Origin of the sequence: Rhodococcus sp. 05-2254-6, from assembly GCF_002258565.1 — a bacterium.
Taxonomy (GTDB): domain Bacteria; phylum Actinomycetota; class Actinomycetes; order Mycobacteriales; family Mycobacteriaceae; genus Rhodococcoides.
In genome coordinates this window covers 57,308-73,313 of the sequence record NZ_NOZF01000143.1, presented here as the reverse complement: position 1 = coordinate 73,313, position 16,006 = coordinate 57,308, and the positions used below count along the sequence as shown (strand labels likewise).

At 65.2% G+C, this 16,006-nt stretch carries 15 protein-coding genes and 1 riboswitch; of the genes, 11 read left to right on the top strand and 4 right to left on the bottom strand.

Annotation, left to right across the window (positions count from 1 at the left end):
- On the top strand, window positions 1-1,064 hold a 1,064-nt coding region (locus CH256_RS19720), incomplete at its 5' end, for an MFS transporter (RefSeq protein WP_094670391.1).
- Here the strand turns inward: CH256_RS19720 and CH256_RS19715 are convergent.
- Together CH256_RS19715 and CH256_RS19710 are read right to left on the bottom strand one after the other, a co-directional pair.
- Window positions 1,047-1,703: a response regulator gene (locus CH256_RS19715; RefSeq protein ID WP_068055835.1), complete on the bottom strand. Its 657-nt coding sequence runs from the start codon at window positions 1,701-1,703 to the stop codon at window positions 1,047-1,049. The two genes, CH256_RS19720 and CH256_RS19715, sit on opposite strands and share 18 nt — an antisense overlap.
- Entirely contained in the window at window positions 1,700-3,364 is a 1,665-nt protein-coding gene (locus CH256_RS19710) for a sensor histidine kinase (RefSeq protein WP_094670390.1), read from the bottom strand. Before CH256_RS19710 ends, CH256_RS19715 begins: the two co-directional genes overlap by 4 nt.
- A 168-nt stretch (window positions 3,365-3,532) precedes the next feature.
- Here CH256_RS19710 and CH256_RS19705 point away from each other — a divergent pair, with 168 nt between their 5' ends.
- Genes CH256_RS19705 through CH256_RS19695 form a run of 3 tightly spaced genes read left to right on the top strand, consistent with a single transcriptional unit; the run spans window position 3,533 to window position 6,480 of the window.
- Entirely contained in the window at window positions 3,533-4,918 is a 1,386-nt protein-coding gene (locus CH256_RS19705; RefSeq protein WP_068055829.1) for a CitMHS family transporter, read from the top strand.
- Window positions 4,919-4,951: 33 nt separating this feature from the next.
- A complete protein-coding gene (locus CH256_RS19700) occupies window positions 4,952-5,362 on the top strand; it encodes a universal stress protein (RefSeq protein ID WP_068055827.1) in 411 nt (136 codons plus the stop codon).
- Between the two features lie 14 nt (window positions 5,363-5,376).
- Window positions 5,377-6,480 (top strand): AbrB family transcriptional regulator, encoded by a 1,104-nt coding sequence (locus tag CH256_RS19695; protein ID WP_179272156.1) that lies wholly within the window; start codon window positions 5,377-5,379, stop codon window positions 6,478-6,480.
- Here the strand turns inward: CH256_RS19695 and CH256_RS19690 are convergent.
- Together CH256_RS19690 and CH256_RS19685 are read right to left on the bottom strand one after the other, a co-directional pair.
- The gene (locus CH256_RS19690) at window positions 6,460-7,875 is read right to left on the bottom strand and encodes a sensor histidine kinase (protein ID WP_082898815.1); all 1,416 of its coding nucleotides are present in this window, start codon (window positions 7,873-7,875) and stop codon (window positions 6,460-6,462) included. The two genes, CH256_RS19695 and CH256_RS19690, sit on opposite strands and share 21 nt — an antisense overlap.
- Window positions 7,872-8,579 (bottom strand): response regulator transcription factor, encoded by a 708-nt coding sequence (locus tag CH256_RS19685; RefSeq protein WP_094670388.1) that lies wholly within the window; start codon window positions 8,577-8,579, stop codon window positions 7,872-7,874. Before CH256_RS19685 ends, CH256_RS19690 begins: the two co-directional genes overlap by 4 nt.
- Before the next feature lie 172 nt (window positions 8,580-8,751).
- Here CH256_RS19685 and CH256_RS19680 point away from each other — a divergent pair, with 172 nt between their 5' ends.
- From CH256_RS19680 to mmsB, 7 genes are all read left to right on the top strand, one after another.
- A complete protein-coding gene (locus CH256_RS19680) occupies window positions 8,752-9,756 on the top strand; it encodes a permease (protein ID WP_068055823.1) in 1,005 nt (334 codons plus the stop codon).
- Window positions 9,753-10,490 carry a TIGR03943 family putative permease subunit gene (locus CH256_RS19675; protein WP_068055812.1) on the top strand — a complete coding sequence of 246 codons (738 nt, stop codon included), beginning with the start codon at window positions 9,753-9,755 and terminating at the stop codon, window positions 10,488-10,490. Before CH256_RS19680 ends, CH256_RS19675 begins: the two co-directional genes overlap by 4 nt.
- Window positions 10,491-10,535: 45 nt before the next feature.
- Window positions 10,536-10,598, top strand: a riboswitch (guanidine-III (ykkC-III) riboswitch).
- A gap of 11 nt (window positions 10,599-10,609) precedes the next feature.
- Window positions 10,610-10,924, top strand: a complete 315-nt coding sequence (locus tag CH256_RS19670) for a DMT family transporter (protein WP_068055819.1) — start codon at window positions 10,610-10,612, stop codon at window positions 10,922-10,924.
- Window positions 10,925-10,956: 32 nt separating this feature from the next.
- Window positions 10,957-11,760: a hypothetical protein gene (locus tag CH256_RS19665; RefSeq protein ID WP_037194493.1), complete on the top strand. Its 804-nt coding sequence runs from the start codon at window positions 10,957-10,959 to the stop codon at window positions 11,758-11,760.
- Window positions 11,761-11,970: 210 nt separating this feature from the next.
- Window positions 11,971-13,107, top strand: coding sequence for a multiple monosaccharide ABC transporter substrate-binding protein (chvE, locus tag CH256_RS19660; protein ID WP_094670387.1), 1,137 nt, complete (start codon window positions 11,971-11,973; stop codon window positions 13,105-13,107).
- 8 nt (window positions 13,108-13,115) lie between these two features.
- Entirely contained in the window at window positions 13,116-14,654 is a 1,539-nt protein-coding gene (gene mmsA / locus CH256_RS19655; RefSeq protein WP_094670396.1) for a multiple monosaccharide ABC transporter ATP-binding protein, read from the top strand.
- A complete protein-coding gene (gene mmsB / locus CH256_RS19650) occupies window positions 14,651-15,982 on the top strand; it encodes a multiple monosaccharide ABC transporter permease (protein ID WP_068055806.1) in 1,332 nt (443 codons plus the stop codon). The genes mmsA and mmsB overlap by 4 nt, the downstream gene beginning before the upstream one ends.
- Window positions 15,983-16,006: the final 24 nt, after the last annotated feature.

The window sequence follows — 16,006 nt, the reverse complement described above, 5'->3', positions numbered from 1 at the left end:
GCGCAGCCGTCGTCGCGTCGAGCCTGGGCATCATCGCCCACACCCACCCGGCCGGTCCGGTGCGCGCGAAGGCCAGCGGGGTCTGGGGTGCGAGCGTGGGTGCAGGCATCGCTCTCGGCCCTCTGCTCGCCGCCGTACTGGATCGCTCGGCGAGTTGGCGTACGGCCTACGTGGTGCTCGCGATCGCCACGCTCGCACTCGCCGTCGCCGCGCATGTGCTCGTCGAAGAATCCAGGTCCGACGCCCCCCGCGGCCTCGATCCGGTCGGCGCGTTGCTGTTGGCGACGGGCATCGCCGCGTTGCTGGCCGCCTTGGTCGAGGGCAGGCAGGGCTGGACAGCCATGGCCCCGATCATCTTGTTCGTGCTGGCCGCCCTGTTGCTGGGCGCGTTCATGGTCCTCGAATTGCGCAGTGCCGCTGCGATGCTCGATCTCACCCTCTTCCGACACCCACCGTTTCTGGCCGCCACCGTCGCCGCGCTGGCCACCGGCGGCGGCATCATCGCCCTGATGTCGTACATGCCCGGATTCCTCGGAACCGTACTGGGAATCGACGCGCTCGGTGCCGCCCTGCTGCTGTTCGGTTGGTCGGCCACGTCCGTGGTCACCGCCTTACTGGCCCGCAGGCTGCCTGCGTCGCTGAGCGGTCGAACGCAACTCGCCGTCGGGCTGGTGGGCGTCGCGATCGGCATGCTGATGCTGACGGGGTTGTCCGAGAACGCATCCTGGCCACGGTTGCTTCCCGGCCTGCTCGTGGCCGGAGTCGCCAGCGGCGTACTCAACGCTGCGCTCGGCCGCGAGGCGGTGGCCAGCGTTCCCGCCGGACGAGGCGGCATGGGCAGCGGTGCCAACAACACTGCGCGCTACGTCGGGTCCGCTATCGGGGTCACCGTCGTTGCGGTGGTTGCCGTTCCGGCCGGGAGTGGAGCCGGCGGAATGACCCAAGCGATCAGCCAGAACGACGCCGGCGGACTGGTGCAGGGCTGGAACACCGCAGCTTTGGTCACCGCTGCGATATCGGTTCTCGGGGCCGTGGTGGTGTCGTTCTCACGCACCCGGCGGTAGCGAGTATTCCTGCTCCGGCCTCCCGGTCGATCCGTATCGCAGCTGCATGCGCAACCGGCCCTTGGACACCAGGGTTGCCAGATAACGCTGCGCTGTCGCGCGTGAAATGCCGATGGCTGCAGCAACTTCGCCCGCCGACATCGGGTCGGCCGTCGTGCGCACCGCATCGAGCACCAGGTCACGGGTCACGGACTGCGAGGACGGCAGCGGCGCGGCCGCGCGCGGGCGCAGCGCGTCGAGTCCGCCGTCGATGTCGGCCTGGGTCAGCTCCTCCGAACGGTCCAGAGCAGTCCGGTACGTCAGATACCCGGTGAGGCGGTCGATCAACGCCGATCGCGGAAACGGCTTGATCAGATATGTCCAGGCACCCGCGGTCATGGCCGCGCGCACCGTCTGTTGATCGGCTGCTGCCGAGAGCACCACTGCGTCGCAGGCGAGTTCGCGCACCAGGTCGATTCCCGATCCGTCGGGCAGATAGACGTCGACCAGCGCCAGATCGAACGACTGCGACGACGCCAACTCCCGAGCCTGAGCGACACTCGTCGCGACTGCGGCGACCTCGTAGTTGTCGAGTGAATTCACCAGTGCCGCATGCAGATCTGCAACCCGGAAATCGTCGTCCACGACCAGCACTCTCATTGCGAGACCTCATCTGCCTGTAGCGCATCCGGTATCGACGCGATGAACACCGCGCCTCCTCGTTCGTTCTCCTCGGTGATCTGCCCACCGGCATCGGCCAGCGTCACGTCGCCACCGCGGGTGCGCGCGATCTGCCGACTCAGCGCCAGGCCCACTCCCCGACCGCCCGGCGATTCTTCGGTCGACTTGGTCGAGACCCCCTCGACGAACACCTGCTCGGGTGCCAGGTCCACCCCGTCACCGGAATCGAGAACCACGATGTGCAACGTCGAACCGTCCTGTACCAGTTCCACTTCCACCTCGGCCGGCCGCCTCACTCCCAGCCTGGCAGCATCGATCGCATTGTCGACGAGATTGCCCAGCACCGTGGTCACGTCGACGGGGACGGCCACTTCGCCGCCGACCCAGGTGTTCTCCCCCAACACCAACCGCACTCCGCTCTCCCGCGCATGCGCGGCCTTCGCCGTCAGAAACGACCGCAGATAGGCGTCGGACACGGCGTCGATACCCTCGATGGATTCCGATCTCGCTCCGACACCGAGGATCTCGTCGATGTACTGCGACGCCCGATCCGGGTGACCCTCGTGCAGCAGTCCACTGACCAGATGCATCCGATTCGCGAACTCATGACGCTGCGCGCGCAGCACAGCGGACATCGACTGCACCGCGTCGAGCTGACGCGTCAGCGTCTCCACGTCGGTTCGGTCGCGCACGGTCAGCACCGTACCCAGATCACGATTGTCGCGCAGCACTTTTCGGGCGGCCGCAATGACCACGACCTCGTTCACGGCCGCGAGAACCGGCTCGGACGTCGGCGATTCGATGACCTCGAGCAGCCTCGGGGTCAGACCGATGTCCTCGATGCGCATCCCCGGTCTACCGTCGATCGAGAGCAGGGTGCGCGCCTCGTCGTTGACGACCGTGACGACTCCGTCGGGGTCGATGGCGACGACACCCTCACCGATTCCGTGCAACACCGCTTCTTGTTCCCGCACCAGCTCGGCGAGCTCCTCCGGCTCGAGCCCCAGAGTCAGCCGTTTCCATCTGCGCGCCAACAGAGTCGAGCCGATCAGCCCGAGCAGCAGTACGGCACCGGTCACCAACGCGCCGTTGATCAGATCTTTCACCAACTCGGTGCGCACGGCCGTCGTGGAGATGCCCACGCTCACTTCACCGATCACCACGTCGGTCGAACCGAGCGCCAGTACAGGCACTTTCGCGCGTACGGAGTCGCCGAGGGTGCCGCGCTCCTGCTCGACCACCTCGTTGCCCGCCAGCGCCCCCGAGGGATCGGTACTCACCCGCTGACCCAGAACTGTCGGATCGGGATGCGCCAACCGCAGACCCCGATCGTCGGTGATGACGACGAACAGTGCGTCGGTGCGCATTCGGGCACCCTCGGCCGCACGCTGCAGCGCTCCGCCTGCCAACACTCCCGCAGGCGCGGCGTCGGTGCCTGCGGTGTCCACGGCAGAGAACTGCTCGACGAGCGAACGCACCTCCGGGTCCGACGCCACCGTCCGCGCAACGGCCAGCGCACGTTCGCCGTATTCCTCGCTCGCCTGGCTGCCACTGCTGATGGCGAAGACCCCGAACGCCACCGCCAGAGCTACCGCCACCAGCGCTGCCTGCAACAACAGCACCTGAGTCCTCAATCGCACCCACCCAGGCTATGCGCGGAGCGGGCTCGAGCACAATGCGCAAAAGGCTCTTTTCGTTGCTTGCGCGGGTAGTGCGCACAACAGCGAACATGTGATGCCGGTTACGTAACTTCAGTCACACAACCGGTCCGACCGGACCCACCTCACACATTCGAGAAGGAGTGCACGATGTTGGTGATACTCGGCTTCCTGATGGTAGCCGCCTTCATGTTCTTGATCCTGACCAAGAGAGCCACGCCCGTCGTCGCACTCACCCTCGTACCCGTCATCTTCGGTCTGCTGGCCGGCGCCGGACTCGGCATCGGTGACATGATCACCGACGGCATCAAGTCCCTGGCCCCCACTGCAGCCCTGCTGTTCTTCGCCATCATCTTCTTCGGAATCATGATCGACGTCGGACTGTTCGACCCGCTGGTGCGCGGCATCCTGCGCCTCGTGCGAAACGACCCGATGAAACTCGTTGTCGGAACAGCCATTCTGGCCATGGTCGTCTCGCTCGACGGTGACGGCTCCACCACGTTCATCATCGTCACGTCCGCGCTGCTGCCGCTGTACCTCAAACTCGGTGTCAGCCCGGTCATTCTGACCGTCGTCGCCGGTCTCGCCAACGGCACGATGAACATCATCCCGTGGGGCGGCCCGACGGTGCGCGCCGCATCCGCTCTCGGCATCTCCCCGTCCGACGTCTTCGTTCCGATGGTCCCTTCGATGATCGTCGGCCTGATCATCGTGCTGCTCTTCGCCGTGCATCTGGGCATCATGGAGCGTCGCCGCATCGGCAAGTTGATCTACGAACCCGAACTGGTGGCCTCCGGTGGCGGCGGCAGTATCCGTAAGGGCGGCAAGGGAACCGGCGGATCAGGCACCGGCGGATCGGACGACTCCGGCGAATCGGGTCAGTTCTTCGACGGCCTGGACCCCAATCGCGACACGCTGCGCCCGAAGTTGCTGTGGTTCAACGCTGCTCTGACGGTCATCCTGCTTGTCATCCTCGTCATGGACATCCTGCCCATCCCGGTGCTGTTCATGATCGCTGCCTCGATCGCTCTGACGGTCAACTTCCCCAAGGTCAAGGAACAGGGCGACGCGATCGCACGGCACTCGTCCTCCATCGTCTCCGTGGTCGCCATGGTGCTCGCCGCAGCAATTCTCACCGGCGTCTTCCAGGGCACCGGCATGGTCGAGGCCATGGCCGAGTGGCTGCTCAACGTCATCCCGGCGGGCATGGGCCCGTACCTGGCCGTCATCACCGGCATCCTGAGCATCCCGCTGACGTTCTTCATGACCAACGACGCCTTCTACTTCGGCATCCTCCCGGTGTTGACCGAGACTGCGAGCAAGTACGGCATCGACCCCGTCGAGATGGCCCGTGCGTCGATCACCGGTCAGCCCGTCCACCTGCAGAGCCCGCTGGTTCCGGCCATCCTGCTGCTGGTCACCCTCGCCGGAGTGTCGCTGGCCGATCACCACAAGAAGGTGCTGTGGCGAGCTGTGGTCGTCTCCCTCGCGATGCTGGCCGTCGGCATCCTCCTCGGCCAGATCCCGTTCGGCTGATCCCCCACCCCACTCGTCGTAGGAGAAACTGTCATGACCGTTGGCGTACTGCACAACAATTCACCCGAGGGCCGCGCAGCACTGGCGGCCGCAGTGCGAGAAGCCCGCATTCGAGAGACGGACCTCGTCGTCCTGCACGCACTCTCCGGATCGGCCGAGCCCTCCGCCGAGGCGGCCGAGACGCAGGCAGTGTCCACGTCGGTGGAGACCGCTCTGGCCGATATCGATCACGCCGACGCCGTCTCCTGGACCGTGGCGGTGGGCCGGCCCGATCCCGATGCCGTCAACACCCTGCTGACCTTGGTCGAAGAGCAGAAGTCCGAGATCCTGGTGGTCGGCTCCCGACACCGCTCGGCGGTCGGAAAGTTTCTGATGGGACAGACCATTCAGCGTCTGCTCCTCGAGATTCCGGTCCCGGTTCTTCTGGTCAAGTCCGGAGCGTGAGTGCTCCGAAACGGATGAGACGAATACTGGGGAACAGCCTCCGATGGATCGGCCTCGCGGCCGTATCCGTCGGGGGCTGGGCCCTTTTCGCGGCCCTGGGCCTGACGGCACCGTCGTTGTTCGCGGCCCTCGTCGTCGCCGTGGTGTTCGCTCTGACCGGCCTCGGCCCGGCTGCGGTACCGCGCCCGGCGTCGATGGCAGCGCAGGGCACGCTGGCCGTCACCATCGGCCTCATGCTCGACACCGACACTCTCGGCGCGTTGGGCGAGAACTGGATTCCCGCCGTTCTCGTCGGTGCCGGGACGCTGGTCGTCAGCGCCGGTTGCGGCGCACTGCTCGCCCTGCATCGCGATGTCGACCCCGTCACCGGAGCACTGTCCCTGATCGCCGGTGGCGCAACGGGTCTGGTGTCCATCGCCCGAGAACTCGGCGGGGACGAGCGAATCGTGGCCGTGGTGCAGTACCTGCGCGTCGCGCTCGTGGTGGTCACCATGCCGCTGATCGTCACCTTCGCCTTCCACACCGACACCGGCGGCGGAGCAGGCGCGGACGATACGGCGACGACGCCCTGGTACATCGGCACGGCCTTTCTGATCGCCGCCGTCATCGCCGGAATCGTTCTGGCGCGGCTCATCCGACTGCCCGCGCCGGCGACACTCGGACCGCTGATCGTCGCCGGTGCCTGCGAACTGCTCGGATGGCCCGTCGACATCTCGGTGCCCACGGTGCTGCTGCCGGTGGCGTTCATCGTCATCGGATGGCAAGCGGGGCTCGCCTTCACCGTGTCGAGCCTGCGGGCCATCGGTCGTATCTTCCCGTGGGCCGCGCTGCTGGTGCTCTCGATCGGGTTGGTGTGCGCGCTGTTCGGCTGGGCGCTGTCTGCGATCACCGGGGTCAGCATGCTCACCGGGTACCTTGCGACCACACCCGGCGGCCTGGCCGCCGTGCTCGCCGTGTCTGCGACCACGGGGTCGGATGTCACCTTCGTCGCGTGTGTTCAGGTGATCCGACTGGTGTCGATGCTCGTGGCCGCGCCACTCGCCGCAGCCGCGTACACGAAACTGGCCGAGCGCAAGAAAGCCAGGACAGCGAGCGAATCAACCGTCGGCGCGGGGTAATTCGACCCGGAAGGTCGCACCCTGACCGGGGGCACTCTGCACCCGAACGGTGCCGTTGTGCGCCGCCACCAAGGCCGCGACGATCGAGAGCCCGAGCCCGCTGCCGCCGCTCTCGCGCGTCCGGGAGGAGTCGGCTCGATAGAAGCGCTCGAACACGTGCGCCGCCTCTTCCTCGCCCAGCCCGGGGCCGGTGTCCTGGACTTCGAGCAGTACCGAGGACTGGGTGGTCCCGACGCAGACGGTGATCGACGCCGATTCGGGTGTGTGCCGCACCGCGTTTCCGACGAGGTTCGCCAGTACCTGGCGCAGCCGAGCGTCGTCGCCGCTGACCTCGGGTATTCCCGGCCCTGCCAACACTTTCAGCGAGATGTCCCGCGCGGGTGAGACCGCCTTGGCGTCGTGCACGGCATCGGCGGCGATGGTCAGTAGGTCGACGCGACGCATGTCGAGCGGGCGTTGCGCGTCGAGTCGCGCGAGCATCAGCAGGTCTTCGACGAGCAGGCCCATCCGCGCCGATTCGCCCTCGATACGCGTCATCAGCAACGAGATGTCGCTCATCGCGCCCTGCCGATACAACTCGGCGAATCCGCGGATCGTCGTCAGCGGGGTACGCAGTTCGTGGCTGGCGTCGGCGACGAAGCGGCGCATCCGATCCTCGGACGCACGAGCCGCCTCCTCCGAGGCCGCAGTTGCCGCGAATGCCCGCTGAATCTGCGAAAGCATTCCGTTGAGGGCCAACGACAATCGGCCCACCTCGGTCTTCTCACTCCACTCGGGAACCCGTCGATGCAGATCTCCGGCAGCGATGGCCGCGGCCGTCGTCTCCACTTCACGCAACGGTCGCAGACTGCGTCGCACCACGAAGTAGGCGATCACGGCCAGGGCCAGCAACACGGCGGCGCCGATGTAGAACTGCAGCACCACGAGCCGGCTGACGGTCTGTTGGTTGGCGCTGAGCGACATGCCCACGGTGGTGGACCCCTCGCTGTTGGTCACCGTGATCACCCGCCACTCCTTCGACGGGTCGCCCTCGGAACCGACGGTCTTCGGAGTTGCCGACGGCGCACCGGACAGGTCCGGAACACTCTCGGCCACATCGTTGATCGGGCCCCGGACGGTACCGTCGTTGGCCACGGACCGAACGAAGAAGTTCGTCGGCGGGCGGTTCGGGTTGGGTTCGTCGATCGGAAAGGGCGGGCGTTCGCCACCCGGTTTCGCCCATCCCTGGGACGCTTCGACCAGTTGACTGTCCAGGCGACGCATCAGGGACGACTCGAGCGAGGACGTCACCGCCACCCCGGACGCCAGCAGGCCCAGCCCGACCAGGAGCAGCAACGCCGCGACCAAGGTGAAACGCAGCGGCAGGCTCCGAATCCGACCTCGAACGGCCGTCACCGTGGCTGGCGCATGACGTAGCCGACGCCTCGCAGTGTGTGAATCAAGCGATTGTCTCCGGTATCGACCTTGCGACGTAGATACGACACATACGACTCCACCACTCCCACTTCACCACCGAAGTCGTAGTGCCACACGTGATCGAGGATTCGCGGCTTGCTCAGCACGGTTCCCGCGTTCACCATGAAGTACCGCAGCAGCGTGAACTCGGTGGGCGAGAGCGAGATCGGCTCACCTGCCTTCCACACCTCGTGGGTGTCGTCGTCGAGTTCGATGTCCGCGAACGCAACTCGCGACGGCTGCGCGTCCTCGCTCTTGCCGGACCGGCGCAGGATCACTCGGAGTCGGGCCACCACTTCCTCGAGCGAGAACGGCTTGGTGACGTAGTCGTCCGCACCGAGGGTCAGCCCGGTCACCTTGTCTTCCACCGAGTCACGCGCGGTCAGGAACAGGGCAGGCGCATCGATTCCGTCGGCCCGCAGTCGACGCAGCAGACCGAACCCGTCCATGCCGGGCATCATCACGTCGAGAATGAGAGCCTCGGGCCTGAAGTTGCGCGCCTTGTCGAGAGCCTCGGGACCGGACGACGCAGTCGCCACCTCGAATCCCTGGTACCTCAGGCTGACCGACAGCAGTTCGACGATGGTCGGTTCGTCGTCGACGATCAGGACTCTGGCCTCGGGTGTCTCGCTCACGGTGTCCATCTTCGCGCGAGATGCTGCTCGTTCGCTGGACTCTCGCTGTGAGGTTGCTGTGAGCCACCCACAACGAAGTTGCCGCGAGCCACCGACAACGAGGTTGCCGCGAGCCACCGACAACGAGGTTGCCGCGAGCCACCGACGACACAGCCCAGCCACAGGGGGCATGATGGCAGCGATGCTCGACGCGAAGACCGACGGCCGAATCATGACTCGGTCTCCCGTGTCATCCATGCACGTATTCGCAACTCTGCTCGTATTGGGCATCGTCTTCGGTGCCGATATCGCGCGATGGGTCGACTCGTCCCCTGCGCTGAAGACCGGCGCGACGGTGTTCACCGGGATCTTCGTGCAGGCGACGCCGTTCCTGGTGCTCGGAGTACTCGTCAGTGGAAGTATCGCCGCGTTCGTCTCGCCGTCGGTGCTGCGACGAGTGGTCCCGAAGAACGAAACGGCTGCCGTCGGAGTGACGGGACTGGCCGGAATGGCGCTGCCCGGTTGTGAGTGCGGTGCCGTTCCCGTCTCGCGTCGGCTGATGGATCAGGGTGTTCCGGCATCGGCCGCCCTCGCGTTCCTGCTGTCGGCGCCGGCGATCAACCCGGTCGTCCTGGTCTCGACCGCGGTGGCTTTTCCCGGCGAACCCGGCATGGTTCTCGCGCGGTTCCTCGGCTCGCTCGCCACTGCACTGGTGATGGGTTGGCTGTGGACTCGATTCGGCAAGGCGGAGTGGATCACCGCGCGGCTGGCCGCTCGCGGACACGATCACGACCGCTCGAAGTGGGAGACGTTCCGCGAGTCGGCGCGTGCTGACCTGCTTCAGGCCGGGGCATTTCTCGTGTTCGGTGCCGCGGCCGCCGCCCTGCTGCATCTGGTGATTCCGGACTGGGTGTTCGCCCATCTCGCCGGGCAGTTGCTGCTGTCGATCCTGGTGATGGCCGTACTCGCGGTGATTCTGGCGCTGTGTTCGGAGGCCGATGCGTTCGTTGCCGCCAGCATGTCGATGCTGCCGCTGCTTCCGCGGTTGGTCTTCCTGGTGGTCGGACCTGCCGTCGACGTCAAGCTGATGGCGATGCAGGCGGGCAGTTTCGGACGCGGGTTCGTCGCACGTTTCGCCCCGCTGACGTTCGTCGTCGCGATCGCGTGTGCCTCGGTGTGCGGCTACCTCGTTCTGGGAGCGCGATGAAGCGCGAGGTGCAGAACCTTCTGCTGTTTCTCCTCGGCGGAGCCATGGTCAAGATTTCGTTGGACGGCAGCTTTGTGCGATACGTCAAACCGTCGCTGCATCCGTATCTGCTGACTGCCGGCGTGTTGATCGTGCTCCTGGCGGCCGCGTCGATCGTGGCCGACATCCGCCGCGGTGGGCCGGCCGACGACGGGCACGATCATGATTCGCGTCCGTACTGGCTGCTGTTGGTCCCGCTCGCGGTCATCCTGTTCGTCGCACCGCCCGCGCTGGGTGTCTCCGCGGTCGGCGATCGATCCGTCACCTCGGCGGCCGATCGTCAGCGGACAGCGTTTCCACCTCTCCCGGACGAGCGCGCGCCCGAGGTTCCGTTGCTCGATGTCGTACAACGCGCGGTCAGAGACACCGAAGGCAGCCTCGACGGACGGGAGATTCGCGTCACCGGATTCGCCGTCGCCACCGCGAACGGAGGCTCGCCGCGCGCCGACGGCACGACGGACGGCATCGATCTCGCTCGCATTCTCATCATCTGCTGCGCGGCCGACGCCAGGTCCGTTCGCATCCACCTCGACGCAGGTAGCGCGTCTCTCGACGACATTTCGGACGGCACCTGGCTGCGGATATCGGGGACCGTCGACGCGGCCACAGCGACGGAGAACACTGCGTTCACACCCACGATGACCGTCTCGACGGTCGAGCGAATCGACGCGCCCGCGAACACGTACGCGTACTGACAGCCCGAAACCCATGGCCACTACCGCCCCGAATTGGTACGATCGTACAAGTCACTTCCGACAATCGGACGAGCGCACCGTACCCGAACAGCGACAAGACGGTGCAAGGAGTGATTTTCGTGGCTTGGCTCATTCTCGTCGTCTCCGGCGTTCTCGAAGCGATCTGGGCGACCGCGCTCGGTAAGTCCGAGGGCTTCACCAAACTCGGACCGTCCGTCGTCTTCGGAGTCGCAGTGGTTCTCAGCATGATCGGTCTCGCGGTCGCGATGCGGTCGTTGCCCACCGGTACCGCCTACGCCGTCTGGGTGGGAATCGGTGCCACCCTCACCGTCGCGTACGCCATGATCACCGGCGAAGAAGCTGCGTCTCTGCTCAAGGTGGCGCTTCTGGTCGGCATCGTCGGATGCGTCGTGGGACTGAAGGTTCTTCACTGATTTTCCGAGCTACGAGCAGTTACAGTAAAACGATGAACTGGGTGTCAGCGATCACACTGCCCGCGCGCGCCGGAATTGCCATCGCCGAGCAGGCGATCGGCGTCGCGGAGGTCGCGCTGGCGACCACCAGGATGGCCCTGGCCACCGGTGCGTCCGGCACCGCAGGAGTGGCCTCGCTCGCCAATCCACGCGGCGGCACGATGCAACTGCTCGCCCAGCTCGGCCAGCTCACCTCCGACGACCGCGCCCTGGGTAACGCACTCAAGGAAGGCGGACCCTTGGACCGCCTTCTCGCCCAGGGCGGCGTCGTCGACCGCCTCACTTCCGAGGACGGCACCCTCGAGCGGTTGCTCTCCCCGGGTGGCCCGGTAGAGCGAATTCTCGCTCCGGGCGGCCCCTTGGACCGGCTGCTCGCCGAGGACGGACCGCTCGAACGACTGCTCGCCGAAGGCGGTCTGCTCGACCGCATCACCGCCACCAACGGACCGCTCGAACGACTGACGGCCAAGGACGGCCCGCTCGAGGTGCTCACGCGTCAGGACGGCCTGATCGAGCGTGCCATCGCCGAGGAGGGCATCCTCGAAACTCTGCTCGCCGAGGACGGTGCCATCGAGCGACTGACAGCCAAGGGCGGACCGCTCGATCAGCTGGTCAAGCTGTCGGAGACACTGACGTCGGTGGCCCCGAACATCGAGCGGATGAGCATCTCGATCGACATCCTGCAGGATTCCGTGGAGATCCTCTCGGCTGCGGTCCACCCACTGGGCGAGCTGGTCGGCCGACTCCCGAGTCGCTGGCTCAAGAGCGGGAAACAGTCGGTTCACGAGTTGCACTGACGCCCCGGCCCCTCCGGCGAAGATTCTCGACTCTCGGAGCTGCGGCGTCGACTTGTTGTTAGCGCTCACACTGGTGAGCGGGGGTGCAGAAAATAAACTTTGACAATGCCGATGTTATCGCTCACACTTTCGTCTTGATGTGATGTGCGGCACAGACGAGGCCACTCTCCACCAACTTCGAGATCTGATTTCACCGAGCAGGGAGAAACGATGAAGTTTCGACATCTACCCATGGCCGCGGCCGCGGTGGCACTGGCCATCACGGTCACCGCATGCGGATCGAGCACCAAGACGGCGGACGTCCAGCCGGCCGACGGCGGAAGCACGGCGGGCGCGCTGATCGGCGTGACGATGCCGACCAAGTCCTCGGCTCGATGGATCGCCGACGGCGACAATCTCAAGAGCGCGCTCGAAGGACAGGGCTACAAGGTCGATCTGCAGTACGCGGAGAACGATATTCCCACCCAGGTGAATCAGATCGAGAACCAGATCACCCAGGGCGCAAAGCTTCTCATCGTGGCCTCGGTGGACGGCACCGCGATCACCACCCAGTTGCAGGAAGCCAAGGACAACGGCATCGGCGTCATCGCGTACGACCGCCTCATCCGCAACTCCCCCAACGTCGACTACTACGCGACGTTCGACAACTACAAGGTCGGCGTCGACCAGGCCACGTCTCTGCTCGTCGGCCTCGGATTGAAGAACGAGGACGGCACCGAAAAGGCCGACGCCCCAGCGGGTCCGTTGAACATCGAGGTCTTCGCCGGTTCTCCCGACGACAACAACGCCACGTTCTTCTTCGACGGCGCGATGGAGACTCTGCAGCCGTACTTGGACGACGGAACACTGAAGATCGGCAGCGGCGAATCCGACTTCGAGACGGCCGCAACACTGCGCTGGGATCCGGCGACCGCGCAGAAGCGCATGGAGGATCTGCTCACCAAGACGTACTCCTCGGGCCAGAAGGTTCAAGGCGTGCTCTCGCCGTACGACGGACTGTCGATCGGAATCCTCTCCGCGCTCAAGAGCAACGGCTACGGCACAGCAGGGCAGCCCTACCCGATCGTCACCGGTCAGGATGCCGAGGTGCCGTCGGTGAAGTCGATCATCGCCGACGAGCAGTACTCCACGATCTACAAGGACACCCGGCAACTGGCCGAGGTCACGATCGCGATGGCTCAATCCATGCTCGACGGTCAGACGCCCGAGACGAACAACACGACGGACTACGACAACGGCGAGAAGGTCGTTCCGGCGTACCTGCTGCAGCCCGAGATCGTCAACAAGGGCAACTACGAGCAGCTGCTGGTCGAAGGCGGCTACTACACCGAGGATCAGTTGAAGTGAGTTCGGAGATGACGAGCCCGATCTTGGAGATGCGCGGCATCACCAAGACGTTTCCCGGCGTGAAGGCGCTGCAGGATGTCACTCTCTCGGTCAATCGCGGCGAGATCCACGCGATCTGCGGTGAGAACGGCGCCGGAAAGTCGACGCTCATGAAGGTGCTGTCGGGTGTGTATCCACACGACACATTCGACGGCGAGATCGTGTTCGACGGTCGCGCCTGCGAGTTCTCCGACATCCGGAGCAGCGAGGCCGAGGGCATCGTCATCATCCATCAGGAACTCGCGCTGAGTCCGTACCTGTCCATCGCCGAGAACATCTTTCTCGGCAACGAGCGGTCCAGGCGCGGGTTCATCGACTGGAACCGAACCAATTCCGAGGCCGCAGCCCTACTGAATCGGGTAGGGCTGCGGGAGAACCCGGTCACCGTGGTCAACGATCTCGGGGTCGGCAAGCAGCAACTCGTCGAGATCGCCAAGGCGTTGTCCAAGGACGTCACGCTGCTGATTCTCGACGAACCGACTGCAGCACTGAATGATTCGGACTCGGCTCACCTGCTCGACCTGCTTCGCGGTCTGCGAGACGAGGGAATCACGTGCGTGATCATCTCGCACAAGCTCAACGAGATCGCGGCCGTCGCCGACCGCACCACGATCATTCGTGACGGCCGAACCATCGAGACGTTGGACATGCGCAGCCCCGAGGTCACCGAGGATCGCATCATCTCGCTGATGGTCGGCCGCGATCTCGAGCACCGGTTCCCACCACACGAATCCACTGTGGGAGAGGAAGTTCTGCGTATCGAGGACTGGACCGTGCACAGCCCGACCCAGCACGGCCGAACCGTCGTCGACGGAGCGAATCTGACGCTGCGCCGGGGTGAGATCGTCGGCCTGGCCGGGCTGATGGGTGCCGGACGCACCGAATTGGCCATGAGTGTCTTCGGACGCAGTTACGGCATCGACATCTCGGGGCGACTGTACAAGTACGGCAAGGAAATACACGTCAAATCCGTCAGCGACGCCCTTCATCACGGAATCGCGTACGCCACCGAGGACCGAAAGCGCTACGGCCTCAACCTGATCGACGACATCAAACGCAACATCTCCACTGCGGCACTCGACAAACTGGTGACCGGTGGCTTCGTCGACGACAACCAGGAATACAAGGTGGCCGAGGGCTTCCGGAAGAGCATGAACATCAAGGCACCGAACGTCTCTGCCGTCGTCGGCAAGCTCTCCGGCGGCAATCAGCAGAAAGTCGTGCTGAGCAAGTGGATCTTCAGCGATCCCGACGTGCTCATCCTCGACGAACCGACGCGAGGAATCGACGTCGGCGCGAAGTTCGAAATCTATTCGATCATCAACGATCTCGCCGACGCAGGCAAGACAATTCTGGTGATCTCCTCCGAGCTACCGGAACTGCTCGGACTGTGCGACCGGATCTACGCGCTGTCCGCAGGCCGGATCACCGGTGAGGTGACTCGCGAGGACGCGACACAGGAATCCCTCATGCACCTCATGACCCGTGGAACAGGAGTACTTCGATGAACCAGCTGTCGACCGTACGGGGGCTGCTCACGCGAAACCTCCGCCAGAGCGGGATCTTCATCGCGTTCGCGTTGATCATCCTGCTGTTCACCGTTCTCACCGGCGGCCAACTGCTGGTCCCGCAGAACATCAGCAACATGGTGGTCCAGAACTCGTACATCCTCATCCTGGCCATCGGCATGGTCGTGATCATCATCGCGGGCCACATCGACCTGTCCGTCGGATCGGTTGTCGCGGCGACCGGAGCGATCTCGGGTGTGCTGATGGTTCAGCAGAACGTGCCGTGGCCTCTTGCGGTGCTCATCACGCTGATCATCGGCGGTCTGATCGGAGCCTGGCAGGGCTATTGGGTTGCGTACTTCGGCATTCCGGCATTCATCGTGACCCTGGCCGGCATGCTCATCTTCCGCGCGGTCACCCTCATCGTTCTCGGTAACCAGGGCATCGGACCGTTCCCCGGACCCGTACGTACTCTCTCCAACGGCTTCCTCCCCGGCTTCCTGGGCAACGTGGGACTCGGGCCGCTCGGGGGTGCGGACATCTTCACCCTGCTCGTCGCGATCCTCGCTGTTGCCGGAATCGTGTTCACGCAGTGGCGTTCTCGGACTGGTCGGCAGAAGTACGGGCAGGCCGTCGACGCGATGCCCCTGTTCCTGCTCAAGATGGTTCTGGCCGGCGGTCTGGTTCTCGCCGTCGCCGTCCAGCTGGCGCGCTTCAAGAACCTGCCGTACGTGCTGATCCTTCTCGCCGTACTGGTGATGGGCTATTCGACGCTGGCAGGCCGGACGGTGTTCGGTCGGCACGTGTACGCCATCGGCGGAAACATCCACGCCGCATCGCTGTCCGGCATCAAGGTCAAGCCGGTCACCTTCTGGATCTTCGTGAACATGGGCGTACTGTCCGCCCTCGCCGGAATCATCTTCGCCGGCCGCCTCAATCAGGCGGGCCCCACCGCAGGCAACGGCTTCGAGCTCGACGCGATCGCGGCGGCATTCATCGGCGGTGCAGCAGTGCAGGGCGGCGTCGGCCGCATCGTCGGCGCGCTCACCGGTGGACTCATCATCGCCGTGATCAACAGCGGAATGTCGCTCATCGGTTCGCCCAGCGAACGCGTTCAGCTGGTCAAGGGCCTGGTACTCCTCGCCGCAGTGGCATTCGACATCTGGACCAAGCGCCGAGCAGCGAGCGGTAAGGGCAACAAGGGCGACAAAGCTGCGCCTCCGAGCAGCTATCTGGGAGTGCCTGTGCCGGCCGAGATGTTCTCCGGTGCCGAGCCAGGCAAGCCTGCGCCCACCACGACCGGTTCCGCGGTGACAACACCCACGTAATCCACACAGTCGCGGGCACCACCG